This is a genomic window from Nonlabens ulvanivorans (assembly GCF_000732625.1).
Taxonomy (GTDB): Bacteria; Bacteroidota; Bacteroidia; order Flavobacteriales; family Flavobacteriaceae; genus Nonlabens; species Nonlabens ulvanivorans.
Genome location: NZ_JPJI01000032.1, coordinates 1,606,676 through 1,631,232, shown reverse-complemented (window position 1 = coordinate 1,631,232; position 24,557 = coordinate 1,606,676). Strand labels below are relative to the sequence as shown.

General features: G+C 33.9%; 26 protein-coding genes. 16 read left to right on the top strand and 10 right to left on the bottom strand.

Annotated elements, in window-relative coordinates; genetic code table 11:
* From IL45_RS14380 to IL45_RS14345, 9 genes are all read left to right on the top strand, one after another.
* Entirely contained in the window at positions 1–900 is a 900-nt protein-coding gene (locus IL45_RS14380; protein WP_036585132.1) for a ParB/RepB/Spo0J family partition protein, read from the top strand.
* The gene (locus tag IL45_RS14375) at positions 893–1,480 is read left to right on the top strand and encodes a DUF5683 domain-containing protein (protein ID WP_036585131.1); all 588 of its coding nucleotides are present in this window, start codon (positions 893–895) and stop codon (positions 1,478–1,480) included. Before IL45_RS14380 ends, IL45_RS14375 begins: the two co-directional genes overlap by 8 nt.
* A gap of 1 nt (position 1,481) precedes the next feature.
* Positions 1,482–2,186 (top strand): 4-hydroxy-tetrahydrodipicolinate reductase, encoded by a 705-nt coding sequence (dapB, locus tag IL45_RS14370; protein WP_036585471.1) that lies wholly within the window; start codon positions 1,482–1,484, stop codon positions 2,184–2,186.
* 34 nt (positions 2,187–2,220) lie between these two features.
* Positions 2,221–3,801 carry a signal peptidase I gene (gene lepB / locus IL45_RS14365; protein ID WP_036585126.1) on the top strand — a complete coding sequence of 527 codons (1,581 nt, stop codon included), beginning with the start codon at positions 2,221–2,223 and terminating at the stop codon, positions 3,799–3,801.
* Positions 3,802–3,804: 3 nt separating this feature from the next.
* Complete coding sequence (locus tag IL45_RS14360; protein ID WP_036585125.1) at positions 3,805–4,422, top strand: WbqC family protein; 618 nt, start codon at positions 3,805–3,807, stop codon at positions 4,420–4,422.
* A 4-nt stretch (positions 4,423–4,426) separates the two neighbouring features.
* Positions 4,427–5,290: a DUF1853 family protein gene (locus tag IL45_RS14355; protein WP_036585124.1), complete on the top strand. Its 864-nt coding sequence runs from the start codon at positions 4,427–4,429 to the stop codon at positions 5,288–5,290.
* A 130-nt stretch (positions 5,291–5,420) separates the two neighbouring features.
* A complete protein-coding gene (locus tag IL45_RS15355) occupies positions 5,421–5,549 on the top strand; it encodes a hypothetical protein (protein WP_262496363.1) in 129 nt (42 codons plus the stop codon).
* A complete protein-coding gene (locus IL45_RS14350; protein ID WP_036585123.1) occupies positions 5,549–6,040 on the top strand; it encodes a Dps family protein in 492 nt (163 codons plus the stop codon). The genes IL45_RS15355 and IL45_RS14350 overlap by 1 nt, the downstream gene beginning before the upstream one ends.
* Positions 6,041–6,113: 73 nt before the next feature.
* The gene (locus IL45_RS14345) at positions 6,114–6,983 is read left to right on the top strand and encodes a hypothetical protein (RefSeq protein ID WP_051788747.1); all 870 of its coding nucleotides are present in this window, start codon (positions 6,114–6,116) and stop codon (positions 6,981–6,983) included.
* Position 6,984: 1 nt separating this feature from the next.
* Here IL45_RS14345 and IL45_RS15165 read toward each other — a convergent pair whose 3' ends face one another.
* On the bottom strand, positions 6,985–7,155 hold the full coding sequence (locus IL45_RS15165) for a hypothetical protein (protein ID WP_156779999.1): 171 nt from the start codon (positions 7,153–7,155) through the stop codon (positions 6,985–6,987).
* 65 nt (positions 7,156–7,220) lie between these two features.
* Positions 7,221–10,937 carry a metallophosphoesterase gene (locus IL45_RS14340; protein WP_036585120.1) on the bottom strand — a complete coding sequence of 1,239 codons (3,717 nt, stop codon included), beginning with the start codon at positions 10,935–10,937 and terminating at the stop codon, positions 7,221–7,223.
* A gap of 43 nt (positions 10,938–10,980) precedes the next feature.
* On the opposite strand from IL45_RS14340, the gene IL45_RS14335 reads away from it, so the two are divergent.
* Positions 10,981–12,198: a Pycsar system effector family protein gene (locus tag IL45_RS14335; protein WP_036585118.1), complete on the top strand. Its 1,218-nt coding sequence runs from the start codon at positions 10,981–10,983 to the stop codon at positions 12,196–12,198.
* Here IL45_RS14335 and IL45_RS14330 read toward each other — a convergent pair.
* A complete protein-coding gene (locus IL45_RS14330) occupies positions 12,164–14,536 on the bottom strand; it encodes a GAF domain-containing protein (protein ID WP_036585116.1) in 2,373 nt (790 codons plus the stop codon). The genes IL45_RS14335 and IL45_RS14330 overlap by 35 nt on opposite strands.
* 111 nt (positions 14,537–14,647) lie before the next feature.
* Here IL45_RS14330 and IL45_RS14325 point away from each other — a divergent pair, with 111 nt between their 5' ends.
* On the top strand, positions 14,648–15,769 hold the full coding sequence (locus tag IL45_RS14325; RefSeq protein WP_036585115.1) for a TlpA disulfide reductase family protein: 1,122 nt from the start codon (positions 14,648–14,650) through the stop codon (positions 15,767–15,769).
* On the opposite strand, the gene IL45_RS14320 is transcribed toward IL45_RS14325, so the two are convergent.
* The gene (locus tag IL45_RS14320; protein WP_036585114.1) at positions 15,764–16,402 is read right to left on the bottom strand and encodes a rhomboid family intramembrane serine protease; all 639 of its coding nucleotides are present in this window, start codon (positions 16,400–16,402) and stop codon (positions 15,764–15,766) included. The two genes, IL45_RS14325 and IL45_RS14320, sit on opposite strands and share 6 nt — an antisense overlap.
* Positions 16,403–16,452: 50 nt before the next feature.
* Between IL45_RS14320 and IL45_RS14315 the strand changes: the two genes are divergently transcribed.
* Positions 16,453–17,367, top strand: coding sequence for a lysophospholipid acyltransferase family protein (locus tag IL45_RS14315; protein WP_036585113.1), 915 nt, complete (start codon positions 16,453–16,455; stop codon positions 17,365–17,367).
* Here the strand turns inward: IL45_RS14315 and glmM are convergent.
* Positions 17,327–18,721 carry a phosphoglucosamine mutase gene (gene glmM, locus IL45_RS14310; RefSeq protein WP_036585111.1) on the bottom strand — a complete coding sequence of 465 codons (1,395 nt, stop codon included), beginning with the start codon at positions 18,719–18,721 and terminating at the stop codon, positions 17,327–17,329. The genes IL45_RS14315 and glmM overlap by 41 nt on opposite strands.
* Before the next feature lie 63 nt (positions 18,722–18,784).
* Here glmM and IL45_RS14305 point away from each other — a divergent pair, with 63 nt between their 5' ends.
* Positions 18,785–19,372, top strand: a complete 588-nt coding sequence (locus IL45_RS14305) for an acyl carrier protein phosphodiesterase (protein ID WP_036585110.1) — start codon at positions 18,785–18,787, stop codon at positions 19,370–19,372.
* 77 nt (positions 19,373–19,449) lie between these two features.
* Here the strand turns inward: IL45_RS14305 and IL45_RS14300 are convergent, their stop codons facing one another.
* From IL45_RS14300 to IL45_RS14280, 5 genes are all read right to left on the bottom strand, one after another.
* The gene (locus tag IL45_RS14300) at positions 19,450–19,827 is read right to left on the bottom strand and encodes a LysM peptidoglycan-binding domain-containing protein (protein WP_036585108.1); all 378 of its coding nucleotides are present in this window, start codon (positions 19,825–19,827) and stop codon (positions 19,450–19,452) included.
* 142 nt (positions 19,828–19,969) lie between these two features.
* A complete protein-coding gene (locus IL45_RS14295) occupies positions 19,970–20,713 on the bottom strand; it encodes a YebC/PmpR family DNA-binding transcriptional regulator (protein ID WP_036585106.1) in 744 nt (247 codons plus the stop codon).
* Positions 20,714–20,789: 76 nt separating this feature from the next.
* Entirely contained in the window at positions 20,790–21,722 is a 933-nt protein-coding gene (locus tag IL45_RS14290) for a hypothetical protein (RefSeq protein WP_036585104.1), read from the bottom strand.
* Positions 21,723–21,779: 57 nt separating this feature from the next.
* Positions 21,780–22,067 carry a 4a-hydroxytetrahydrobiopterin dehydratase gene (locus IL45_RS14285; RefSeq protein WP_036585102.1) on the bottom strand — a complete coding sequence of 96 codons (288 nt, stop codon included), beginning with the start codon at positions 22,065–22,067 and terminating at the stop codon, positions 21,780–21,782.
* 6 nt (positions 22,068–22,073) lie between these two features.
* Positions 22,074–22,259 carry a CsbD family protein gene (locus tag IL45_RS14280; protein WP_036585100.1) on the bottom strand — a complete coding sequence of 62 codons (186 nt, stop codon included), beginning with the start codon at positions 22,257–22,259 and terminating at the stop codon, positions 22,074–22,076.
* Between the two features lie 119 nt (positions 22,260–22,378).
* Between IL45_RS14280 and IL45_RS14275 the strand changes: the two genes are divergently transcribed.
* From IL45_RS14275 to IL45_RS14265, 3 genes are all read left to right on the top strand, one after another.
* The gene (locus IL45_RS14275) at positions 22,379–23,137 is read left to right on the top strand and encodes an outer membrane beta-barrel protein (protein WP_036585097.1); all 759 of its coding nucleotides are present in this window, start codon (positions 22,379–22,381) and stop codon (positions 23,135–23,137) included.
* Positions 23,138–23,268: 131 nt separating this feature from the next.
* A complete protein-coding gene (locus tag IL45_RS14270) occupies positions 23,269–23,787 on the top strand; it encodes an SRPBCC family protein (RefSeq protein ID WP_036585096.1) in 519 nt (172 codons plus the stop codon).
* 1 nt (position 23,788) lies between these two features.
* Positions 23,789–24,484, top strand: coding sequence for an SDR family NAD(P)-dependent oxidoreductase (locus tag IL45_RS14265; protein WP_036585094.1), 696 nt, complete (start codon positions 23,789–23,791; stop codon positions 24,482–24,484).
* Positions 24,485–24,557: the final 73 nt, after the last annotated feature.

Here is a 24,557-nt window from a genome sequence, read left to right as displayed (position 1 = left end):
ATGGCCAAAGCAACTAAAAAACAAGCATTAGGTCGTGGTCTTTCTGCATTATTGAAAGATCCATCTAACGATATCACTAATGCAAACGATAAGAACGCAGACAAAATCGTAGGTAATGTAGTAGATCTCAATCTAGCAGATATTGAGATGAACCCTTTTCAACCACGTACTAGTTTTAATGAAGAAAACTTGCGTGAATTAGCCTCTTCTATAAAAGAACTAGGTGTTATACAGCCCATCACTGTGCGTAAAATGGGCTTTAATAAGTATGAATTAGTAAGTGGTGAGCGTCGCTGTCGTGCTTCTAAACTATTAGGACTAGATACGATTCCCGCATATGTTCGTATTGCAAATGATCAGGAATCATTAGAAATGGCACTGGTTGAGAATATACAACGTCAGGATTTAGATCCAATAGAAATTGCTCTATCCTACCAGCGTTTAATAGAAGAAATAGATCTTACACAAGAGCAAATGAGTGATCGTGTAGGTAAAAGTCGTAGTGCTATTACTAACTATTTAAGGTTATTAAAACTGGACCCTATTATTCAAACAGGAATGCGTGACGGGTTTATTTCCATGGGTCATGGACGTGCCTTAATCGCGGTTGATAGTTTAGATAAACAACTAGATATCTATCAACAAATATTAGCAAACGGTCTTTCTGTAAGAGACACAGAGGCAATTGTTAAAGCAGAAAAAGGTGGTGATACGCTTCCGCGAAAGCAAGCTAAAACAAATAAACTGCCATCTGAAATAGTTGATGCTACTAAAGAATTATCAGAAGCCATAGGTGCTAAGGTAAATGCTACAGTAGATGCAAAAGGGAAAGGGAAATTAACTATTTCCTTTAAATCTCAAAAAGAATTAGAACGTATTATCAAACAATTGAATGCGTAATTATTTATTTTACATATTCATTATTTTAGGAGCTTTAACGGCTGGTGCGCAAGATGATACATCTCTACCACCTGGTGAATTTAAGGTTATAGCAGCCGACTCAGTAAACACGGCAATAGATGCTAACAAACCTGCAAGAGCGGCATTTTATAGTGCCATTTTACCAGGATTAGGGCAAGCATATAATGGTCGTTACTGGAAGGTGCCACTTGTCTATGGAGCTCTAGGTACTAGTGTTGCTGTATATCTTTATAATGAAAATCAATATCAAGAATTAAGAGACGCTTTCAGAATAAGACTAGCCGGTGGGACCAATGATGCATTCTCTGATGCAGATGGAAATCCTATTATCTCTGATGCAGGATTAGAACGTGCACAACGCACAGCACAACGTAATAAAGAATTAACCCTATTGATAACGGCTGGTATTTATATATTACAAATAATAGACGCTAACGTAGATGGCCACTTAGATGATTTTAATGTTGATCGTAATTTAAGTCTTACTCCTACTATTATCAACATTGAACATGTACCATCAGGTGCAAATGTTGGTCTATCACTTATTTATAACTTTTGATATGAAAATAGCTTTACTGGGTTATGGAAAAATGGGGCAAACAATAGAACGTGTTGCCTTAGAACGTGGTCATGATGTTGTGACTCGTATAGGTAGAAATGATTCTATTGAGGACATTCAAAAAGCCGACGTGGTTATCGAATTTACAGCTCCAGATAGTGCTGTAGGTAATATTAAATTTTGTGCAGACATGGGTTTACCTGTGGTTTGTGGTACAACTGGATGGAATGAAGAATTACAAGAGGTCACAGATTATATTAATTCCAAAAATGGAACTTTAGTTCATGCCTCAAATTTTAGTCTAGGCGTTAATTTATTCTTTGAACTCAATCGCAAACTCGCTGCAATGATGGCTCCATATGAAGAATATAGAATTAGTATGGAGGAGATACATCATACAGAAAAAAAAGATGCTCCTAGTGGTACAGCTGTTACTCTTGCTCAAGGAATATCCGAATTTACTAGATTGAATAAGTGGCATTTAGGCACAGACAGCGAAAGTGATTCTTTACCTATTGATGCACAGCGTATTGAAGATGTTAAAGGAACTCATAGCATACATTACAGTAGTATAATAGATGACATTGAAATAAAGCACACGGCTCACAGTCGTGATGGTTTTGCCATAGGCGCCGTTATTGCTGCTGAATGGATTACAAAACATAAAGGAATATTTACTATGAAAGACGTTTTGAACTTATCATAGTAGCTATCATTAAAAAATATTAAAGAGTAAACAGATGAGTTGGACAGGATGGTTAATTTTTTTCTTAGTACTTCAAGTAGTACATGCATTAGGTACTTGGAAAATGTACGTCGCCGCTGGTAGAAAAGCATGGGAAGCATTTGTGCCTGTGTACAATGCTGTAATCTTCATGAAGATATTAAATAGACCATGGTGGTATGTTTTCTTACTGTTCTTGCCTGTTGTAAACTTAATCATGTTTATAGTCGTCTGGGTAGAAGCCTTACGTTCATTTGGTTATAACAAAGCAAAAGATACAGTCTTAGTTATTGTGACATTAGGACTTTATTTATATTTCATAAACTATACACAACCATTAAATTATATTGAAAATCGTAGTCTTCATCCACGCACAAGTGCTGGTGAATGGACTAGTTCTATATTATTTGCGGTAATTGCAGCGACAATAGTACATACCTATGTGATGCAACCTTTCATAATTCCATCGCCATCCTTAGAAAAAACCTTATTAACTGGTGATTTTTTATTTGTGAGTAAGATGCACTATGGACCTCGTATCCCTATGACACCAGTGGCTTTACCAATGGTACATGATACTATACCAGTCTTACATGTTAAAAGTTATCTAGAAACACCACAAATACCATACACTCGTATTCCTGGTTTTTCAAAAATAAAAAGAAATGACATTGTTGTTTTCAACTGGCCAGCAGATACCTTATACGGATTTCCTTCTATAGATAATTTGCATCACGATAAGCCTATTGATAAAAAATCTAATTACGTTAAGCGATGTGTGGCTATTGCTGGTGATCTATTTTCAATTGTAGATGGTAAAGTACATATCGATGGTCAACCTACTGTTTTACCAGAAAGAGCGAGATTACAACACACCTATAAGTCAGTTACAACACCACAACCTATAGATCCTGCCATGCTCAAAAAAGAGTATGATATTACAGATGCAGTTGGACATTATTACGATACAGAAAATGATAATGCTCCTACTCTAGCAGTAAGTGCTGCAACTGTAGAAGCCGCAGCTGCTTTACAGGCTAATCCTAATATTCTAGACCTTAATAAAAGAATAGACAAGAAAGGAAGTTGGGATCCAGCAATATTCCCGTATGATTCTAAAATTGCTAATAACAATGATAATTTTGGTCCTGTACTAATCCCTCAAAAAGATGTTACTGTAGAAATCAACTATAACAACATCGGTTATTACAAAAGAATCATTGAGGTATATGAAGGTAGTGAGATGAATATCATTAACACTATTGCAGTTAATGGTAAATCGGTTTTACTCAATGGTAAGCCATTAAATGCATATACTTTTAAACAAAATTACTATTGGCTAATGGGTGATAACCGCCATAACAGTTACGATAGTCGTGGTTGGGGTTTTGTACCAGAAAATCACGTTGTTGGTAAACCTGTTTTTGTGTGGATGAGTATGGACTGGAGCGGTAGTTTCCCTTCATTGAGATTTGACCGTATGTTTACGACTGTAAATGGTTCAGGACAACCTACATCATATTTATGGATATTGATAGTTGGACTATTAGGATATTTTGGTTACAAGAAATTTATCAAAAAGAAAAGTAATAAGTAAGCTATGGAGCTGATACTACATCCTAGCTATTTTATAGATGTAGTGAGTTTAGTGCACCTGTATCATTGCAATCAGTTGATGCTGGAGACTCATGATAACTACGTAAAACAGACTTATCGTAATCGTTGCTATATCGCAACTGCAAATGGTAAACTGGCTCTAAACATACCTATAGTTCATCAAAAATCAGGTCACTCTGTACCTTACAAAAGCATTGAAATAAACCAGACAGATGATTGGGTTACACAACATTTAAAAAGTATAAAAAGTGCTTACAACAGTAGTCCTTTTTATGAATATTATGAGGCTGATTTACATGATTTATTTAGTGATATTCCAAAGCTATTAATAGACTGGAATATTAAAACACTGAAATGGACGCTTCATCTACTACATATTACAAAATCAATTATATCATCAGAAGAATACCTGGATGATATAAGAGCTAGACAACTAATTACTGCAAAGCAAAATCCTATTCTATCAACTCATTCTTACATTCAAGTATTTCAAGAGAAACATGGATTTTTAAATGGATTAAGTGCTTTAGACCTATTATTTAATTTAGGTCCTAGTGCTGGCGTTTATTTGAAAGAACAGCAATATTTAATAAAAGAATAAGTAAATGGCTCAAAACGATATTCAACGGTTTAGAGCCTTTTTAAAAACAGCAAGCCTATGGAATGGTAAGCTTGCAGGTGTACAACAGTTTCCTCTAAATAAATTAGACCTATCTCATTTAAAAGATGATGATATCCTTACAGGTTTTCCAACGATTCCTGTTAATACTGTTTTAGGTAAACGAGCAGAATATTACTATGAGTATTGCATAAAGCAAAGTTCGAATTATGAATTAATTGATTCTAATATTCAGATCAATGTAGCAAAAATCACAAAAGGCGAATTAGATTACCTAATCAGAGAAGTCAACACCAATAAAATATACCACGTAGAATTAGTTTATAAATTCTATTGTTATGATCCTGATGTTTCAGAAAAATCGAACTATTTAAATGAAGACCATGCAACCGAATTATCTAAATATGTGGGACCTAATAAACGTGATAATTTCGTTTTCAAATTTGATCGATTAGTAGATCATCAATTACCTCTACTCTACAAGCCAGCTACTTATCAAGCATTATCTTCTTTAAATCTAGCTATTGATTCTATAGAACAACGTGTTTGCTATCTAGCACATGTGTATATACCTCGGGATTTGTGGAAACATAATTTTAAGTATATCAATAAACGATGTATTGCTGGTTATTATATGAATTATGACGCTTTCGCGAAAGCGAATACCAACAACCTATACTACTTACCTAAAAAGCATCTATGGATTGGTAACTGTCACGCTTTGAAAGATTCTTATAATCATGAAGAAACGTTACTAATAGTAAAGGATAGTCTGGCGCGAGGCTTTGCTCCCATGGTCTGGATGCAATTAGAATCTGAAGAATTTGAGTCCTTTTTCATTATTGCATAATTCACAATAAATTCTACATATCATTAAATAATCTATGCTTATTTAAGATAACATAAACATGTTTTAACCTTTTATTCTCAATGCTTAGGTCATATCATTATTATCTTTATATCAAATAATAATAAACGCCATGCAAACTAAATTTAAAAGAAAAAGTCAAGATCGTCCTTTAGGAAATCTGGGCAAAGTGAATAAAAATAAAGACTTTGATATAAAGTCAGAAACATTAACTGAAAAGAACCAACAAAAGACTAAATAATGAATTACCTAAATCTAGATAAAGATAAAACTGAAAAAACAGTTCAAGAATTAAATGTATTACTATCAGACTATCATGTTTACTATCAAAAATTAAGAAATTTTCACTGGAATATAGTTGGGAAAAACTTTTTTGATTTGCATATTAAGTTCGAGGAAATGTATGATGATGCAAAATTAAAAGTAGATGAGATAGCAGAACGTATTCTTACGTTGCGATACCAGCCTACTTCTAATTTATCTGAGTACCTGAAGAAGTCTAACTTAAAAGAATCTAAATCAGAACATACAGATGTTGAAATGGTGAATACTTTGCTAGAAGACCACGGTACTTTAATACAACAAATGCGTAAAGTGGTAGAACGTGCAGATAAAGCCGGTGATGAAGGTACTATAGATTTAATAGGTGCATATATCAGAGAGTTAGAAAAAACAAGCTGGATGTTAGATGCGTGGAGAATGAATACTAGTGACAATCATCAATCCGTATAATTAATTTTATAAATTAATAAAACACCGTCTAAGTTATTTATTTACTTAGACGGTGTTTTCGTTTGACTATAATATGAAAGTATTTCAATTACTATTATTTACAATTCTATTTCAAAATGCTAGTTGCCAGGACTATGGTAAACTTACGTATTTAGAACATCTACCAGAAGACCTTGAAGAAATAAGTGGAATGGAGTCTATCGAAGGCTCTGATTTATTATATGCGGTTAATGATTCTGGAAATGAACCAGTACTTTACTTATATGATCAAGAATTAGGTTATTATGAGCTTACAGCTCCCATCTTAAAAAATAATGACTGGGAAGATTTAAGTAGTTATACTAATACCGTTACTGGCAAAACCTATTTGTATATAGCTGATTTAGGAAACAACAAAAATAAACGTAGAGACTTAGCTATTTATGAAGTTGATATTACTGATCTAGAACCTAAAGACCAAGAACTAGTTAACATTCGCGAGATTTCTGTATTCTATTCCAATCAAAAAGACTTTCCTCCTAAAAAGAAAGAACTCTTCTATGACTGTGAGGCTTTTGTGCGCGTTGAGGATTATTTCTATTTATTCAGTAAGAATAGAAGTAGTGATTTTAATGGTAAAACTCAAGTATACCGATTAAAAGCTGACGGAACTTCAAATAATGCTCAATTTCTCGTAGAAATTGAAATTTGTAACGATTCAAAAGATTGTTTAATTACCAGTGCAGATGTGAATAGTCAAGGAGAAATTGCTCTACTTACCAGTGACAAAGTATTTATACTCTCTAACTATGACGAAGATTTCACTAATTATGATATTGAAAGACATGATCTCAATCACTACTCTCAAAAAGAATCTATTATTTATAAAACTGACAACATTTTATGGATAAGTGATGAACAGACTAAAAAAACTGGTGGAAACCTTTATCAATTGAAACTATAAACTAGCGTTTCCTATTTTTCCAGAAAATATAAGCACCAGCAAGTTCTACCGCTATACCTAGTAAAATCATACCAGTTGCTCCTATAATCTCCATTAAATAAAGCACTATTCCTATAAACACTATTGCACTACCTAGTGCAATAAGCATGACACCACTTTTCTTATCATTCATTTGTTAAAAATACAAAAGGCTCGCAATAACTTCGAGCCTTTATTATAATAAAACAGGTATTAATTTTAGAAACTGAACCCAACTTGAAAACTAAATCTTAAACCATCATCACCATGAAAGAAATTAAAATTAGCTCCTATAGCCTCAGCTGAGTTTACCCAAAAACCACCACCAAAATCATTGTGCCATTGATCACTAAACTCTCCATCTACCCATACACGACCTACGTCTGCACCGGCAAATATTCCCATTTGTAAAGGAATTAAACCAGTTTTAAATTCGTTAAAGCTATATCTCAAATCACCACTTGCAGCAAATGATCGTTGACCAGAGAATCGTTGTGTACGATAACCTCTTAGTCCGTTATTCTGTCCCAACTCAGCTAGTTGAAAAAATTGATAATTGTTACCTACATTAATCTGACCTAGAATAGTAGATTTTATAACCCATTTGCGATTTCTAGATATGGCGTTATAGAAACCTAATTTTGGTTTAAAGTATAATAGACTTTGATCTACATCTTCTGTAGCAATGGTACCACCTATGGTGGTTTCAAATATCATACCTCTAGTAGGATTAAGTTTGTTATCATAACTTTCGTAATTATAGGTTGCTTTTGTGTCTACGTACCATTTGCGTTCATAAAAATCAGGATTAGTTTCAGGATCGATTAAATCAGTAATAAAACGCTCATTACCTTCCTCTACCTCTATTCCCTGTAAATTTGATAATATGGTTAAGTTAGATCCATATTCACCGTTATACTTAATCCCTAGACCAACGGTAGCCTCACTAATACGAACTCTATTGTAGTCAAAATCAAAATCGTCTTGTAAATTTTCAGAATCATTACCTATCCCAAAAAAGTTTTCAGTAAAAGTAGGTCCTGCAAATCGTCCATTTACAAGTAAGTTTACACCATTAAAAACACCAGCAAATTCACCTGTGTAATTAATGTCATAACCATTAGTAGCAAAATAATAACCTGCTGTTATTTTATGAACTCTTGTATGTGGATTACGATTAAAACCATTTACTGTATAAACATTTTGAATTCCTAATTTAAAACCATCATCTGGATTAAAACCTATTGCTGGTGTTAGTGCATTACTGGTCAATATGTTTTTACGTGGATTGTATAAATTAGTATCATAATTATCAGATAGCCTTACACGAGCTCCATTTTTAGCTTTAAAAGTGTTATCCTTTGATTTATGATCATAAATCGATATTGCCTTTCCTTCTTCAAGATCATAAATATCATTATTCTGTCCACCAATTACTCGCACTTTAATTTTGTTTTTTCCAGTTCCCATCGCTTTAATGATGTCATCATCATCTAATGCATAAATCCAAATTTCATTAGTATCCTTACTATCAAAAACTCTTTGCGCAACGATATCTGCTTTTTCTCCATCTTTATTACGATAGATAGTAACCTCTGTTTTACCATCTTCTATACGATCGATTTCTATAATATCATCCTTATCGGTTCCCGTCATGATAGCTAGGCTTGCGAGATAATTATAGTAGTCATTAACTGTTTCTAATAAATTATCACGTCGTTTCTTCATATTCTCTACAATTACTTGAGTAGATTCATGTGGATAGATCTCGGCTGGTAAATTTTTAAAAGCGTTTTCTATTTGTTCATCAGTTAAGTTTTCTTGTATATACCTGGCTTGTGATTCCCATACAAAACGATCACTGTTTTGAGCAAGTGCTCTATCTAAGTAATTTGCAGCAGTATTAAACCACTTTACATCTGTAAGTTGTTCATCATAAGTAGCAAATTGATTTGTAATACCGATCATAGTGCGTAATGTCGCAAAAAGAGCTCCATCAAAGTTTGAATAAACTTGATCACGATCTCTGGGAATAGCACGGAAAAGGTGTGTTCCATCTTCTAATTCAAACTCTGACCAGCGCCATTGATCCTGGTGTCTATCCCAATCACCAATAAGCATGTCAAAGATTCTAGCCTTAATATAATGAGGCTCGTCAATCTTATATTTCTCGTCTCTGCGTAGACGCTCAAAAACATCTGCAGTACTCTCTATATCATCTGGCTTACCAAAACTTAATAAATCTTTGTGATTTTCTTCAGGTCGTTCTACTAATAAATATAATTCATCTCCATAGTCATTATTATATTTTCCTAAGGCTTGTTGTTTTGGTAAATAAAAGACTTCTGGATTAGTATGATATACACCTACTGCACTTGCTAAGTCTGGTATTGTTAATGCAGCATAAGGATGCGCTGCGGTATAAAAGTCAAACAATAAGTCCTCTGTCGTAGTGTTTTCAAAACCTTCAACAACTTGATTCTCCTTAAAAACAGTCGTTTGTAAAAACTGTACAGCGCTTTTCTTAAGTGCTCTTATATTATATTCTTTACCGTCTTTATCCTTTAACCTTAGTGCTCTCGTCTGGTGTCCACCACCAGCTCTTACTACTTCTAGTCCACCATATAGAGTATCTAATAGTGCTACTTTGGCATTAACTTCAATGCCATACAAATCTCGATATTTATTACCCCATACAGATTCGTAAAAACCTGAGACATCGGTACGTTCTGTTTCATATATACTCGCTTTCGCGAAAGCGGGATAACTACTAGGTAATTGTTTTATATCAAATTCCTTAGGTTTCTCAATCGCTTGTACCGTATAAATTAATTCAACTTTACCATTACGCAAGGTGTAATATCTTACCCAACCACTACCATCTTTAAGAATATCAAATCTTGCAAAACCTTTACCACCGTATGCAAAAAGTCCATCATTGCTTAAGGTAGCATAACTTTGCTTAGATCCACTACCAGAAACAATCTGGCGTATTCCATCGTTCTCAATATATTGTAAGGTATGCTCGTGACCGCTGGCAAAGATTATACGTGCTGCTTGTGACGACCTTGCAAGTGTGGTTACCCGATTAACCATTTCTTGATAACGTTCGTTTTGTTTGTCTTGAGAGCTTATCCCACCACTAGTGCGCACTTGATTTACTAGAGATGCAATAAGCGGTAGCGGTATGTTTCTTTGAGTTGGAAACAAGTGCTTTGTAGCAGCATATTGACCACCATGTACACCATTAGTGTATAATGGGTGATGCATCGCTACAAGAATAACCTTATCCTGATTTTTTTTGAATTCTCCTTCTATCTCTAGAAATAATTGCTCTCTTGTCTTGATTTGATCGCAATCATCATTAATTGTAGGGTGCTTATCCCATTGGGCTAGATACCACTGACTATCTAAAATAATAAGTTGAACATCATCTGATATTTCTATACTTTCTAATGGACAACCTACTTTAGGTTCCCATATATTTTTATCCTTAAGAGCTTTTTCTATATAGTCCTTTTCCCTTTCTACATTTTTTAAGCCTTGATCATACCAGTCATGATTTCCAGGTATAAAAATAGTTTTACCATCAAAAGCTTGAGCAACCGCAATTTGTGCGTTCAAATGATTTTCTGCCAGTGATCTAAAAGAATCATCCTTATCTGGCATCCCTACAGGATAAATATTATCACCTAGAAAAATCAAATGCGATTTCTTTGTATCTTGATTTTCAATATGTTGTTCTAGCGCAAGTAAACCTTCACTTTTACCATTAATTGGAGATTTACCTGCATCACCTATAAGATAAAATGATTTGGTAATCTGTGCATTATCAGGAAAAGCGTTCTGTGTTTCCTCCCTATATTGCTCCTTGTAAGAGGCACATCCTACTAAGATGAAAACGGCAATAAAAAAAAGAGTAGTATTTTTAATCATAAATTAAGAGGTTTTTATTCTATTTTGAGGTATCATTGAGATTATGACAGATAACATTTTTCTAAAAGTAGACGATTTTGTTCTTGAGTTGTTTAAAACACAACTTGATGAAACTTATGTGTATCATAACTACATGCATACCGCAAGAGTTGTTAAAAGTACTAAAGAGATAATTGAAAACACCGAAATCGATGTTAAAGAAGAACAAGCGTTAATAATTGCGGCATGGTTACATGATACAGGCTACATACATGGTGCAGATGGTCATGAAGAACGCAGCGCAACTATCGCTGAGGATTTTTTAAAAGATAATGGTGCAGATCAATCCTTAATTGAACTGGTTAAACAATTAATATTAGCCACAAAATTCAATGGCACACCTAAAACTACTTTAGAAGAAATCTTAAGAGATGCAGATGCCTCACATTTTGCAAAAGATTATTATGATGAAACTAGCGAACTTCTCAAAAAGGAACTTGAACTGCGCGGTATAGCTACCTATACTAATAAAGAATGGCGTAAGGAAAACATAAGAGTATTTACAGAAAAGCACCGTTATTATTCTGACTATGCTATCAAGAACTGGAATAAGGATAAGAATGAAAACCTTATGAAGTTGTTGAAGAAAAAGAAAAAGAATAAACAAAAACTAAAAAAGGAAAAATTAAAGGTAGACCTAAAGAATCAAAGTCCTGAACGAGCGATTCAAACACTTTTTAGAACAGCATTACGTAATCATATAAAACTTAGCGATATAGCAGACACTAAAGCAAACATACTTCTATCTGTAAACGCGATTATTATCTCACTAGCACTAGCTAATTTGATACCTAAATTAGAACAGGTAAGTAATAGACACTTGCTATGGCCTACTCTTATTTTAGTTTTGTTTTCAGTAGCAAGTATTGTACTCTCTATAATGTCTACCAGACCTAATATAACATCTGGCGAGTTTACAGACGATGAAGTCCGAGAACGTAAGGTAAATTTACTTTTTTTTGGTAATTTTCATAAAATGCCATTGAATAAGTACAAGGACTCAGTAATGGATTTACTTGAAGAAAAAGAGGAAGTTTATGAATCTCTTATCAAGGATTTATATTACCTAGGTGTTGTACTTGCAAGAAAATACAAATTATTAAGGCTTACTTATACCATCTTTATGATAGGAATTATAGGATCAGTACTTGCGTTTGTTATTGCCTTTGCCCTACTCGATCTAGACTCTATTGTTGATGTAATTCCTGCAACAAATCCTTAAAGGTAAGACGTTTTTTATCTTCAGATTTTTTGTTGTAAAGCACGCCTACTCGTATCGCTTTAAGACCTATAACACCTTGTACGTCTTCTAGTTCGAGTAGTTCGATTTTATCGTTGAGATATTTTTGATCTTGAAGAAATGATATGTATCTTAAGTACTCCAGTTCGCTCTCATGATTTGTATAGATGATTGAAATTTTACCTTTTTGGGTAATTCTTTCTTGAGTTCCTTTGATATTTGCTTTATCAATTCTCTTTTTAATCACCTCATACCTTGCGTTATAAGCTCCGTCGACATCAAAACGTTTCTCATCAATACGGTATCGAATACTTAACGTATTACCAAAGACTAAAATCATAGACGCTGCCTCTATTTGAACAGGAAGACTCTCTTGATACTGATAAAATTTATTTTCCATCTGTATCATGGTCTGTAACTGCCATAATCTAAGGTTATATAAATAGACCGGATTGTAAGATTGACCTCTTACAATACTAGATCCTACATATATGTTGTGCTCTACACCGTCAGTTTTATAGCGTTCAAAGAAATGAGGATAAATTTCCTGAGCTTCCTTTTGCTTACGGTCTAAGAAACGAGCTAGTCTTTCATTAACAACCTGAACTGTTGTGTCGTAATTATCTCTATTAGTGAAGACAACGCCAGAGTCATGATTTAAAGTATTTTCATAATCTGTGACGAGCTGTTTTAATTTCTTAGATAAATCCTTAATATGAACCATAAAAGGATTTACTTCACTTTCAAGTATACTAATTATCTCACGTTCGGTATTTGCATTAATGCTATTCAACTCAAGTTCGACTTGGAATTTGTGGATCCTATGAATAATTTGATCATAAATAGGTAATGGTTCATTCGCTTTCGCGAAAGCGAATATCTCACTGACCAATTCGAGTTGTGATATTAAGTCGGTTTTAATCGCTTCATTACGTGCATCACTACTACCTACCACGTCAATTTGCCCATATAAGGGACTGACATCTTCAAATACTAAATCATTAAAATTGTTATCTGAAGACTCTGCTCGCGATCTAATCAGCCTACGAGCTTCTTGTTCAAATTTCCACTGCACACTAGGATGAATAGATGTACATTCTGTTTGTATAAGTGCTTTAATAGTAGTCTCATATTCTTGCTCTGAACGGATTAAAGCCATTTTAAGATAGTCTGAAATACCTTCTAATTTCTGGGCATTAAACGTGTTTAACAAATATGGTGTATAGCTGGCTAGTTCTAATATACCTAGCAATCTACCTTCGTGAGATATAGGATAAAATATAGCACTATTAAAACCAGCCTCAATTAAATTATCAGGTAGAAAAGTGTTTTCAATGTTATCGCGATAATTTTTAACGTCCGTTATAACTAGCGGTGTAAAATCTCTTAAAAGATGAGCATATGAATCTGCACAAAGAGCATTATTACAATTTTTTTCGTGACTAGAGCCTAGTAAAAAACTGCTTGAATCACTATAAACCATATTTTCAAAAAGCATGTCTACATTATTATAAATAGTAAACCCAACATGCAAATCCTCCATATTGAACATTTGCTTGAATATCTTTTCTACTTTTTCTGTCTCATGATTTGACTTTTCACCTAAATTACCAAGTAAAACTGTTTTTAAATCTGAAATAGCGTTATCCATAGTTACATCAGTAAGACTGATGATACCGAACCCTTTAAATGTGTAACTATTCTTAGGGAACTTAGATTTCCATAATTTTTTGTTTTCCGGATTGCGCAATAACTCTTTAATATCAACATCTGTCAGTCTGTACTTTTCATCCTTAAGGGCTACTTCAACAAAATCTGCATTGTAAGTGATGCGATAAGTTTTTAAATTACCATTTCCATCAGGTATTTGACAATGTAAAGGTTTACTTAAATCGATTTGAGCATTGTATACATCCTTAAGTATAACGCCGCTTGCCATAGTGAAATAGTCAAAGTCTGTGTTAGAAAGAAGTGAAAATTTCTCATCTTTAATATGAGATAATAAATTTTCAAAGCGTTCTGATTTATTGAATAAGAAATCAGAAAATGGTACCGTTGCTGCTTTTATTTCGTTAAGTGTTAAAGCTCTTGGAAAAAGATCTGATAATAAAGTATTTATGACTTCTTTCTCTTGCTCAATCTCTTCAACCTGTAATCCTTCTTCTAATCGTGGATGGTTGCTTACATAATCTAACGTAGCAGTAAGAAATGCAATTGCAATAGGATTGGTCTCGGTCTTGAGACGTTCCCTATAATGATCTATTACCTTATGAAAACTTAAGGTAACTTCCATCATAAAATCTTCAGGTAACATATTCATAGGTACAAAGGTAAAACTATTGCGTCTAGGATAGCTATACGTCCTATAGTTTTAGAAAGTTTTAACCTGTTCTATAGCTGTAAAACCACTATTTTTGAAAAAATAATTAGCATGAGATTTCTACTTCCTATTGTCGCACTTTTATTAATAATTTCTTGTAAAACTGAAACTAGTAATGATAACACTCACTTTATTGAAGGTACAGCGCCTGGTGTTTATAATGGAATGAGAGTTTACATGAATAAATTGAACAGTACTAATAATCCTATGATTATTGATACTGCGGTAGTTATGAATGAGAAGTTTTATTTTGAACAAGGAGAAAAGAAAGATTTTGCCGAGGTACGTTTCTTATCTATGGAGACTGGTAATGACCGTATGATTTTTATTGAAGGAGATGAACCGTTAAGAATCACATTAAACCAAGACTCGTTATGGGCTAGTTCTGTTACAGGAAGTGAAGAAAATAGAATTCTTTATGACTTTAGAGCTGACCAAGCTACTTATCAAAAAAGAACAAACGAATTTAAAACTGCTCGCGGTAATGCTTACCGATCAGGTGATCAGCAAAAAGGCGATGATGTTACAAAAACATGGATGGACGCTGAAGAAGCTTATAAAAACGAGGTGTTTAACATCGTAAAGTCTAATCCTAATAAGTTAGTAAGCAGTATGATAATAGGCGATTTAGTGAATTCTAAATTAATTGATACCGACAAGGCTTTGGAATTATTTAATGTGTTAGAAGGTGACGTAAAGGAAACGGCTATCACTAAGAGTCTAGAGAGTTACCTGACTAAATTTACTACTACAGCCATAGGTGCAAAAGCACCATTATTTGAAGGTAAAACACCAGATGGTGATGTTTTAAAATTAGAAAATGTTTTAGGAAAAGTGACACTTATTGATTTCTGGGCTTCATGGTGTGGACCATGTAGACGTGAAAACCCTAATGTGGTTAGAGCTTATAAAGAATATCACGATAAAGGATTTAATATCATAAGTGTATCTCTAGATCGACAAAATGCTGAAGCAGCATGGAAAGCCGCTATCGAAAAAGATGAAATGGACTGGTACCATATTTCTAGATTAATGCACTGGCAGGACCCTATTGCAAAGCTTTATAATGTAAGCAGCATACCTGCTACATTTTTACTAGATGAAAATGGAGTTATTATTGCAAAAGATTTGCGAGGTCAAGCTTTACATAACAAACTAGCAGAGCTACTATAATTTGCCCATTTTTTTGAGTATAAATAAAGCTACTATCGGCAATAGCATTAAAACCACGGTAAGCGTTTGTTCAAATATGATATGGTAATCATATAGAATAGTCACAACATAACCGGCTACTGCTCCACCAAAATGGGCATCATGTCCAATATTATCTGATTTATTTTTCATACCATAAATAGAATAAGCTAAATATCCTATTGCAAAAACAAATCCTGGTATTATACCATATATATATATGCCAGGCTCTAACAATATTGCTGAATATATAATTCCCATTACTGCACCACTCGCTCCTATGGCACTATAGTGATATTCATCTTGATGAAAAAGATAACTGAGAACACCACCACCCAATAAGCTGGCAAAATAAACTACTAGAAAACCTATATCACCTAAATCTACAACTACGTAATGTGCAAAGAAATACAAGGTTAACATATTAAATATGAGGTGCTGTAGGTCTGCATGTAAAAAACCGCTGGTTAAAAACCTTAACTGTTCACCACGCTGAATTCCTGCAATATTAAATTTGTATTTATCGAAGAAAAAACGGTCTTGAAACCCTTTAAAACTTACTAATGCACATGCTACTATAATCACTATAGTTACTATATCTAATCCTTGATTCATATCATTCTTTTACTACGCAACAAGATAGTATATTTGTCCAAATTTTATTTATGCAAGCGATTGCTTTTTATTTGTTTTATCCACTACTCTGGATCATTTCTAGACTTCCAGCACGATTAACGTATTTATTAAGTGATTTTGCATTTCTGATTGTTTACTATGTGATTGGATACCGTAAAAAAGTAATTATTAATAACTTAAAAATTGCTTTTCCTGAAAAATCAGAAATTGAGTTAAAAGAACTGTGCCGGAAAACAACGCAGCATTTTTGCGATAGTTTTATTGAGGTTATTATGTCTATGTCTATGAGTCATGATGAGATGTTGAGTAGATTTGAATATACAAATCTTGAATTAATACATCAATTTAGAGATCAAAAAAGGCCGATTATAGTCATGTTTGGGCATCAAGCTAGTTATGAGTGGACAATGTGTATAGATGGTCTAGTCGATTATAAAATCATTGCTGTATACAAACCACTAGCCAATAAGTATTTTAATAAACTAATTGTTGATATAAGACAAAAGTTCAATTCTACTATGATCACTATGCGTGAAGCTAGTAGTAATATCTCTCAAAGTATAAGTAATGGTGATATGGCAATGTATGGCTTAATAGCTGACCAATCACCAGCTAAGTATAGAGCACAACATTTCACAACTTTTTTCGGTAAAACAAGCGCCGTCTTTATGGGTAGCGAAAAGCTTGCTAAGGCTCATGATACAGCTGTAGTATATCTAGCTGTAGAGAAAATTAAAAGAGGTCACTATAAAGCTAATTTCCAAACCATAACGGAAAATGCTGCGCAAACTAAAGATTGGGAAATAACAGATACTTTCTTGGACTTATTAGAAAAACAAATCAGAAAGCAACCAGAGTATTATCTCTGGTCGCATAAAAGATGGAAGGCAACACCAGAAAACATTAAGCGTAAGCCTGTGCTATCGCCTCGAGTTCAGCAATAAAACGATTTGCTAGATCATCAGCTTTAGTTTGGGTTGGTGCTTCTGTATATATTCTTATAATAGGTTCCGTATTTGATTTACGCATGTGAACCCATTCTGTTGGGAAATCTATTTTAACACCATCTATAGTGGTTAACTCTTCATTTACATATTGAGTAGCAATATCTTTCATGATATCATCTACAGGCATGCCTTTAGTTAATTGCACTTTATTCTTACTCATATAATACTCAGGATAACTTGCTCTTAAGGCACTTACTTTCATTTTCTTTTCAGTAAGTAATGATAAGAACATCGCTATACCTACTAAAGCATCACGACCATAATGAGAGTCTGGGTAGATAATTCCACCATTACCTTCACCACCGATAACAGCGTTCATTTCCTTCATTTTAGTTACAACATTCACTTCTCCTACTGCTGCAGCATAATATGTACCACCATGTGCTTCAGTAACGTCTCTCAGTGCACGAGAAGATGATAAATTAGAAACTGTATTTCCTTTATGATGACCTAAGATATAATCTGCACAAGCGACAAGTGTATATTCCTCACCAAACATTTCTCCTTCTTCAGTCATAAAAGCAAGTCTATCCACATCTGGATCTACAGTTATTCCAAAATCTGCCTTATGCTCTACTACTGCAGCAGCTAGATCACCTAAATGCTCTTTTAAGGGCTCTGGATTATGTGGAAAATGACCTGTAGGATCACAATATAACTCAACTACTTCTACTCCTAATTTCTTTAATAATGCCGGCACAGCAATTCCTCCAGTAGAATTCACACCATCAACAACAACTTTTAAGTTCATTGCTTTTATGGCATCTACCTTAGTTACAGGCATATCTAAAACTAAATCAACATGCCTATCTATATAGTCCGTAACCACTTTTACAGTTCCTAGATCATCAACTTCTACATAATTAAAATCTTCTGCAGCCGCAGTATCTAGAATTTTCTGTCCTTCTACACCATTTAAAAATTCTCCTTTATTGTTTAAGAGTTTAAGGGCATTCCATTGTTTAGGATTATGACTGGCCGTTAAAATAATTCCTCCATCTGCATTTTCTATAGGCACTGCTACTTCTACCGTTGGTGTCGTACTCAAACCTAAATCAATAATGTGACAGCCCATACCAACTAAAGTATTTTGAACTAAAGCTTGAATCATCGCACCGCTTAAACGAGCGTCTCTTCCTATTACCACTGTTGGATCACTTTTCCCAGAGGCTTCTTTAATCCATTTTGCATAAGCAGATGCAAATTTTACTGCATCTAATGGTGTTAAATTATCACCTGGCTCACCACCAATGGTTCCGCGAATTCCAGAAATAGATTTTATAAGTGTCATAGAAAAAATACTTTACATTTACCACAAAAGTAAGAGTACTCAACGCCATCTACAACTGCAACCATGAATTATCTCGCACATATTTATCTTTCAGGAAATGATACTGAATTACGTATTGGAAACTTTATCGCAGATTCTGTACGTGGTAAAGATTTTACTATGTTTCCAGAACGTGTTGCTCAAGGTATTATTTTACATAGACATATTGATACGTTTACAGACTCACACCCTATAGTTAAGTTAAGTAAAGACCTAATACGCAGTGAGTACGGACATTGGAGCAGCGTCATTGTTGATTTATATTATGATCACTTTCTTGCTGCAAACTGGGCTGATTTCCATAAGGAACCGCTTGATATATATGTTGAACAATTCTATTCTGATTTAAAAGAGAATTATAACATACTTCCAGAAAAGGTTCAGAAGTTTTTACCTTACATGGTAGATCAAAATTGGATTAGCAGCTATGCAACTGTAGATGGGATTTCACGCATCTTTCATCAAATGAATCATCGTACAAAAAACCGGAGTAAAATGAACTTTGCGCCTATAGAGCTTGTTAAATACTATAATGAAATGGAGCGTCACTTTAGAGAGTTTTTTGAGGATCTAGAGTTTCATGTGAAGAAGCAGCGCAAAACACTAGACTAATTCCATTACACAAAAAAACCTCACATTAATAATGCGAGGTTTTTAGTATCAAGAAAATAAATTTCTATATTATAACTCTATAAATTAGGAATTACTAATTCTTGTCCTGGATGTATCACATCTGGGTTAGAAAGTACGCCAGTATTTGCAGCAAATATTTGCTTATACTTCATTGGGTCTTTGAAATAGTGCTTTGCAATAAGGCTTAATGACTCACCGCTTTGGACAGTGTGACGTGCATAAACAGATGCATCTTCAACCTTAATGTCTGCCATTAAATCGCTAGGGTTTTCTCCACCTACCTTTTTAATTTCGTCCCATAATTGATCTTTGTCATAAGGAGTCGCCGCTGTACCTCTTATTTCAAGACGCTCTCCATTTACTTGAACATCACCATCTTTAATTGCTAATTTCTCTCCTAAGTCAAGAACGCTTTGATATTTTGCTTTTACCATTTTAGTTGTTTTAATTAATATGTTTAAAGTTAAGAATGATTTGTGATAAAAAAGATAATCAGAAATGAAAACTTTTTCATTCGATGAAATGTACGATTATTTCTTTAAAATACGCTTTCGCGAAAGCGTAACTTAAAATTAATTATTCTTCATCCTGCATGGTCGTGTATACATTATTCACGTCGTCGTCTTCATCCAGTTTTTCAAGAAGTTTCTCTACGTCCTCGCGCTGTTCTGCAGTGACTTCTTTTTGCATCGTCGGTATATATTCAAATCCGGAACTAAGTATCTCGTGACCTAACTCTTCAATACCTTTCTGTAAAGCTCCATAATTTTGGAATTCTGCATAAATCATTATTCCATCTACTGAGTTATCATCTTCTTCATCTTTCTCGTCTAGAAATAATTCTTCAGCACCAAAATCAATCAACTCTAACTCTAATTCTTCTAAATCCACATCACCAGCCGGGATTCTAAAATGACATTTATGATCAAACATAAATTCGACAGAACCCGACGTACTTAAATTCCCGTCACATTTAGTAAAGTAACTGCGCACATTTGCAACGGTTCTATTATTATTATCTGTAGAAGTCTCTACAAGGATCGCTATTCCATGAGGTGCATAACCTTCAAAAAGAACAGTTTCATAGTTTGCTGTGTCCTTATCTGTAGCTTTCTTAATTGCACGTTCAACATTTGCCTTAGGCATGTTAACGGCCTTTGCATTTTGTATTACCGCACGTAACTTTGCATTGGATTCTGGATCTGGTCCGCCTTCTTTTACTGCGATAACGATATCCTTACCTATTCTAGTAAATGCTTTAGACATAGCGCTCCATCTTTTCATCTTGCGCGCCTTGCGGAATTCAAATGCTCTTCCCATTTAATGTTTTGTTATTTGTTAAAGTTCAAATTTAAGATTCTGTGACTATCCTTGCAAGTACATTGATATTCTTATATTATTCTAACTCTGATAATAATATTTTTAAATATTGACTCGTACCATATGACCATATAGTATATGCTTTTTTTCTGTTTATATTAAACCAGGTTTTTGATTGATTAAATGCGTCTGTTTTTTGTAAAATATCTGTTCTATCATTATTAGCAGCTGCTGTTAGATAAACGGTAATGGGTGATGTTTTCTCAAAAAAGGTATGGCTATACAATTTTGTAAAATCATTATAAACACTTTGCAAGCTAGCAATATCAATAGATTCTGATAATTCTATTGCTTTATTATTATTAACTTCAATGGTGTTTTTAAGTTCTATCAGTCTATTATTAAATTGTTGTGGTGTTAACTGGGATATATCTTGCCATAGATAGGCCTCGGCGTTTTTAATTTGCAGCACCAACATATTCATCTCATTATTATAATCATATATCTTAATGGTTGCAGCCATTTTTTGAGCTAGTTCATTATCATTTTCTGAGATAATTAAATTATGCCTTAACCCATAATTTACAACTGCTCTATCATAATCTTTACGCAACTGATACATGGCATTTCTTATCTTTCTAAATATGGTACTCTTATCTACTAATGGCTCTTTAGAACTGTCTAACTTAAGGAGTTGTACATAATCTTCCTTCACAATAGCTAGATTACCATTCAAATATTTTACAGCAGCCTGTTGAAAATCTGTATCATATGGGCGTTCTTTTTCAATATTGCGTATGGCTCTTTTTAAAACATTTTCTAAAACCTTACGTTGCCCATTGCGTTTTTGTAAATTAGGTTCTTGAGAATACCTGTACATATAGTTCCACGTTTGCTCAATAACTTGTTCGTGATTTTTATCTACAAATTCTAGATAAGTCTTCGGTGAATTGTAGCGCTGCGCTTGAACATTTATTCCTATTAATATAAAAAATATAAAATATCGCATAAAAAAATAGCTGCCCTTTAATGGGACAGCTACAATATTACAAAATGAATGCCGTAATTACTCGTCACCAACGATATGCTCTATAGCAGCAGCCAGTTTAAAGTCGTTTTCTGTTAGGCCATTTACGTCATGAGTACTTAGAGTAATCTCTAACGTGTTGTAAACATTATGCCAGTCTGGATGGTGCTCCATTTTCTCGGCTATTAATGCGATGCGTGTCATTACAGAAAATGCATCCATAAAATTATCAAATTCAAAGGTTGTATGAATGGCATCATCATAATAATCCCAACCTTCAATATTTTCTAAATGCTTGTATATCTGATCTTCAGTTAATTTTTCCATTGTTTTTTATTTATCGTCAAAGGTATTTTTAATTTTTCTTTTAGCCTCACCTAGACCTTCTTTAATTTCACCTTTTACTTGATCAGTTTTACCTTCTGCTTCAGTAGATTTATCGTCAGTTAATTTCCCAAACTCCTCTTTAGCTTTTCCTTTAGCCTGATCCCATTTTCCTTCTAATTCTTTATCGCTCATAGTATTTGTTTTTTGAATGAATTTAAATTTACTTATGATAGCTTAAAATGTGACACAATAAAATCTTAATCCTTCATTAAAGTATTCCCAATACAAGTAGGAACTCCTATATTTAACCCATGAAAAAAATCGCTCTACTCCTATCGTTAATAAGCACCATTGCTTTTTCACAAGATGACCTCAAACAGGTAAAGCCAGAAACAGCTGTACATTTAAGAGAAATTCCGAGACATAACTTATCACTCGCCTTTGGTGTCGCACAACCATCTGGAGATTTTAGTGACATTGCTAGATCAGGTCTTAATGTAGGTCTTGAGTATACTTACTACACAAATAAATATTTAGGACTTAGTGCTGGTTTAAGACATCAATACAACGAGTTTGGATATCTAGACACAGATACTAATCCTGAAAATAATATTAGCTCAAACAATTATACCACTACCAGCATTTCTATAGGACCCAGTTTTAGTTACACTAGAAATAGATTTCAACTAGATGTGATGTTAAAGGGTGGAATAGCTTTTTACAATAATCCAGATAACGTTGTATCTAATAATGAATTGCAAGATGCACCAACAACCATATTATATCAATCTGATGCTGCAAACTCAAAATCTGCAAGTGCTTATCTTGAAGGTGGATTAAGATTTAACTATTATTTCCGTAGATCTGTACAACTATTCTTCTCTCCACAATACAATACTACCTTAGGTAATCCTATAGGTTATAATTATATTGATGAGAATAGCACGACATTTATACCAGAAGAAGTACGCACGATTAATGCTTCTAATTTCACTTTAAATTTTGGTATTAAAATAGCTTTATCACCAGAATATACAAGTGGTGAAGACCGCTACGACGGCGATGAGTAGATTTTAATCTATTATTAAATTAAGGAGCATTCCCTACTTTTTCATAGTATAAAGTAGGGAATGTATATTTTAACAAACTCTTACTAAAACACATTTGTTTAATGTTTAACTTTATAACCTAAACAAAACAAGTGAAACTATATCAATTCTCATCACAGCAAAAGTTACCAATTTCCATAGATGAGGCATGGAAATTCTTAACGGACGCAAATAACCTTAAATTATTAACACCGCCAGAACTGGAGATGAAAGTCCAGTATGGTACAGAAAGAGGCATGTATCCAGGTCAGTTAATAGAGTATTCGGTAAAACCATTACCTCTCTATCGTACAAATTGGGTGACACATATCACTCAAGTAAAAGAAAGAGAATACTTTGTAGATGAGCAAATGTATGGACCATACGCAACATGGCATCACAAACACTTCATTAGTGAAATACCTGGAGGAACTTTAATGGAAGATTTAATTCACTATCGCTTACCACTAGGTTTCATAGGCAAGATAGGTGCACCATTTGTTAAGAAGCAATTGGATGAAATATTCCGCTTTCGCGAAAGCGCACTAATTAAGCATTTTGGTGAATATAAAGAAAATGCTCACATACAAAACGATTTACAAGAAACACAAAAACACGAAATACTAAACTAAAATGTCTAAAAATATATTACTTATAGGTGGAAGCCACGGAATAGGAAACGCTATCGTGCAACATATGCATGGTGATAATAATTTATTTGTCGCGTCTAGGGAAAATGAAAATTTACCTGATGGTGTTACTCACATAAATTTTGATGCATTAACAGATGAATTGGATACAAGCTCTTTACCAGAAGCTTTAGACGGTTTTGTATACTGTCCTGGAAGCATTAATTTAAAACCTTTTAAGATGCTAAAACAACAGCATTTTGAAGATGATATGAATATTAATTTCTTTTCAATGCTTAAGGTAACACGAGCAGTTTTACCTTTATTAACTAAAGAAGGAACTAGTAGTATGGTCTATTTTTCAACTGTTGCGGTAGGTACAGGAATGCCATTTCATACTAGTGTTGCAGCTGCTAAAGGTGCAATTGAAGGTTTTGCAAAGGCACTTGCTGCAGAGTATGCACCAACTATACGTGTTAATGTGATTGCCCCATCGTTAGTAGACACACCACTTGCTGGTAGATTGCTTAACAATGATGCCAAGAAAGAAAAAATGGGAGAAATGCATCCTTTAAAACGTGTAGGTACACCAGATGATATCGCTAGTGTTGCAGCATTCTTACTAGAGCAAAACGCAGGTTGGATTACTGGACAGGTTATAGGAGTTGATGGTGGAAAAGGCACCTTGAATCTGGGATAAATAATAATAGAATTTAGCACAAAGCTATGAAGTAGTAATTTCTTTAAATCAGTTCTATCAAGCTACAAACTAA

What these genes read in the sequence shown, in the direction of transcription:
- IL45_RS14380 (WP_036585132.1), top strand. Translation starts at nt 1, where the DNA reads ATGGCCAAAGCAACTAAAAAACAAGCATTAGGTCGTGGTCTTTCTGCA.
- IL45_RS14375 (WP_036585131.1), top strand. Translation starts at nt 893, where the DNA reads ATGCGTAATTATTTATTTTACATATTCATTATTTTAGGAGCTTTAACG.
- dapB (WP_036585471.1), top strand. Translation starts at nt 1,482, where the DNA reads ATGAAAATAGCTTTACTGGGTTATGGAAAAATGGGGCAAACAATAGAA.
- lepB (WP_036585126.1), top strand. Translation starts at nt 2,221, where the DNA reads ATGAGTTGGACAGGATGGTTAATTTTTTTCTTAGTACTTCAAGTAGTA.
- IL45_RS14360 (WP_036585125.1), top strand. Translation starts at nt 3,805, where the DNA reads ATGGAGCTGATACTACATCCTAGCTATTTTATAGATGTAGTGAGTTTA.
- IL45_RS14355 (WP_036585124.1), top strand. Translation starts at nt 4,427, where the DNA reads ATGGCTCAAAACGATATTCAACGGTTTAGAGCCTTTTTAAAAACAGCA.
- IL45_RS15355 (WP_262496363.1), top strand. Translation starts at nt 5,421, where the DNA reads ATGCAAACTAAATTTAAAAGAAAAAGTCAAGATCGTCCTTTAGGAAAT.
- IL45_RS14350 (WP_036585123.1), top strand. Translation starts at nt 5,549, where the DNA reads ATGAATTACCTAAATCTAGATAAAGATAAAACTGAAAAAACAGTTCAA.
- IL45_RS14345 (WP_051788747.1), top strand. Translation starts at nt 6,114, where the DNA reads ATGAAAGTATTTCAATTACTATTATTTACAATTCTATTTCAAAATGCT.
- IL45_RS15165 (WP_156779999.1), bottom strand. Translation starts at nt 7,155, where the DNA reads ATGAATGATAAGAAAAGTGGTGTCATGCTTATTGCACTAGGTAGTGCA.
- IL45_RS14340 (WP_036585120.1), bottom strand. Translation starts at nt 10,937, where the DNA reads ATGATTAAAAATACTACTCTTTTTTTTATTGCCGTTTTCATCTTAGTA.
- IL45_RS14335 (WP_036585118.1), top strand. Translation starts at nt 10,981, where the DNA reads ATGACAGATAACATTTTTCTAAAAGTAGACGATTTTGTTCTTGAGTTG.
- IL45_RS14330 (WP_036585116.1), bottom strand. Translation starts at nt 14,536, where the DNA reads ATGAATATGTTACCTGAAGATTTTATGATGGAAGTTACCTTAAGTTTT.
- IL45_RS14325 (WP_036585115.1), top strand. Translation starts at nt 14,648, where the DNA reads ATGAGATTTCTACTTCCTATTGTCGCACTTTTATTAATAATTTCTTGT.
- IL45_RS14320 (WP_036585114.1), bottom strand. Translation starts at nt 16,402, where the DNA reads ATGAATCAAGGATTAGATATAGTAACTATAGTGATTATAGTAGCATGT.
- IL45_RS14315 (WP_036585113.1), top strand. Translation starts at nt 16,453, where the DNA reads ATGCAAGCGATTGCTTTTTATTTGTTTTATCCACTACTCTGGATCATT.
- glmM (WP_036585111.1), bottom strand. Translation starts at nt 18,721, where the DNA reads ATGACACTTATAAAATCTATTTCTGGAATTCGCGGAACCATTGGTGGT.
- IL45_RS14305 (WP_036585110.1), top strand. Translation starts at nt 18,785, where the DNA reads ATGAATTATCTCGCACATATTTATCTTTCAGGAAATGATACTGAATTA.
- IL45_RS14300 (WP_036585108.1), bottom strand. Translation starts at nt 19,827, where the DNA reads ATGGTAAAAGCAAAATATCAAAGCGTTCTTGACTTAGGAGAGAAATTA.
- IL45_RS14295 (WP_036585106.1), bottom strand. Translation starts at nt 20,713, where the DNA reads ATGGGAAGAGCATTTGAATTCCGCAAGGCGCGCAAGATGAAAAGATGG.
- IL45_RS14290 (WP_036585104.1), bottom strand. Translation starts at nt 21,722, where the DNA reads ATGCGATATTTTATATTTTTTATATTAATAGGAATAAATGTTCAAGCG.
- IL45_RS14285 (WP_036585102.1), bottom strand. Translation starts at nt 22,067, where the DNA reads ATGGAAAAATTAACTGAAGATCAGATATACAAGCATTTAGAAAATATT.
- IL45_RS14280 (WP_036585100.1), bottom strand. Translation starts at nt 22,259, where the DNA reads ATGAGCGATAAAGAATTAGAAGGAAAATGGGATCAGGCTAAAGGAAAA.
- IL45_RS14275 (WP_036585097.1), top strand. Translation starts at nt 22,379, where the DNA reads ATGAAAAAAATCGCTCTACTCCTATCGTTAATAAGCACCATTGCTTTT.
- IL45_RS14265 (WP_036585094.1), top strand. Translation starts at nt 23,789, where the DNA reads ATGTCTAAAAATATATTACTTATAGGTGGAAGCCACGGAATAGGAAAC.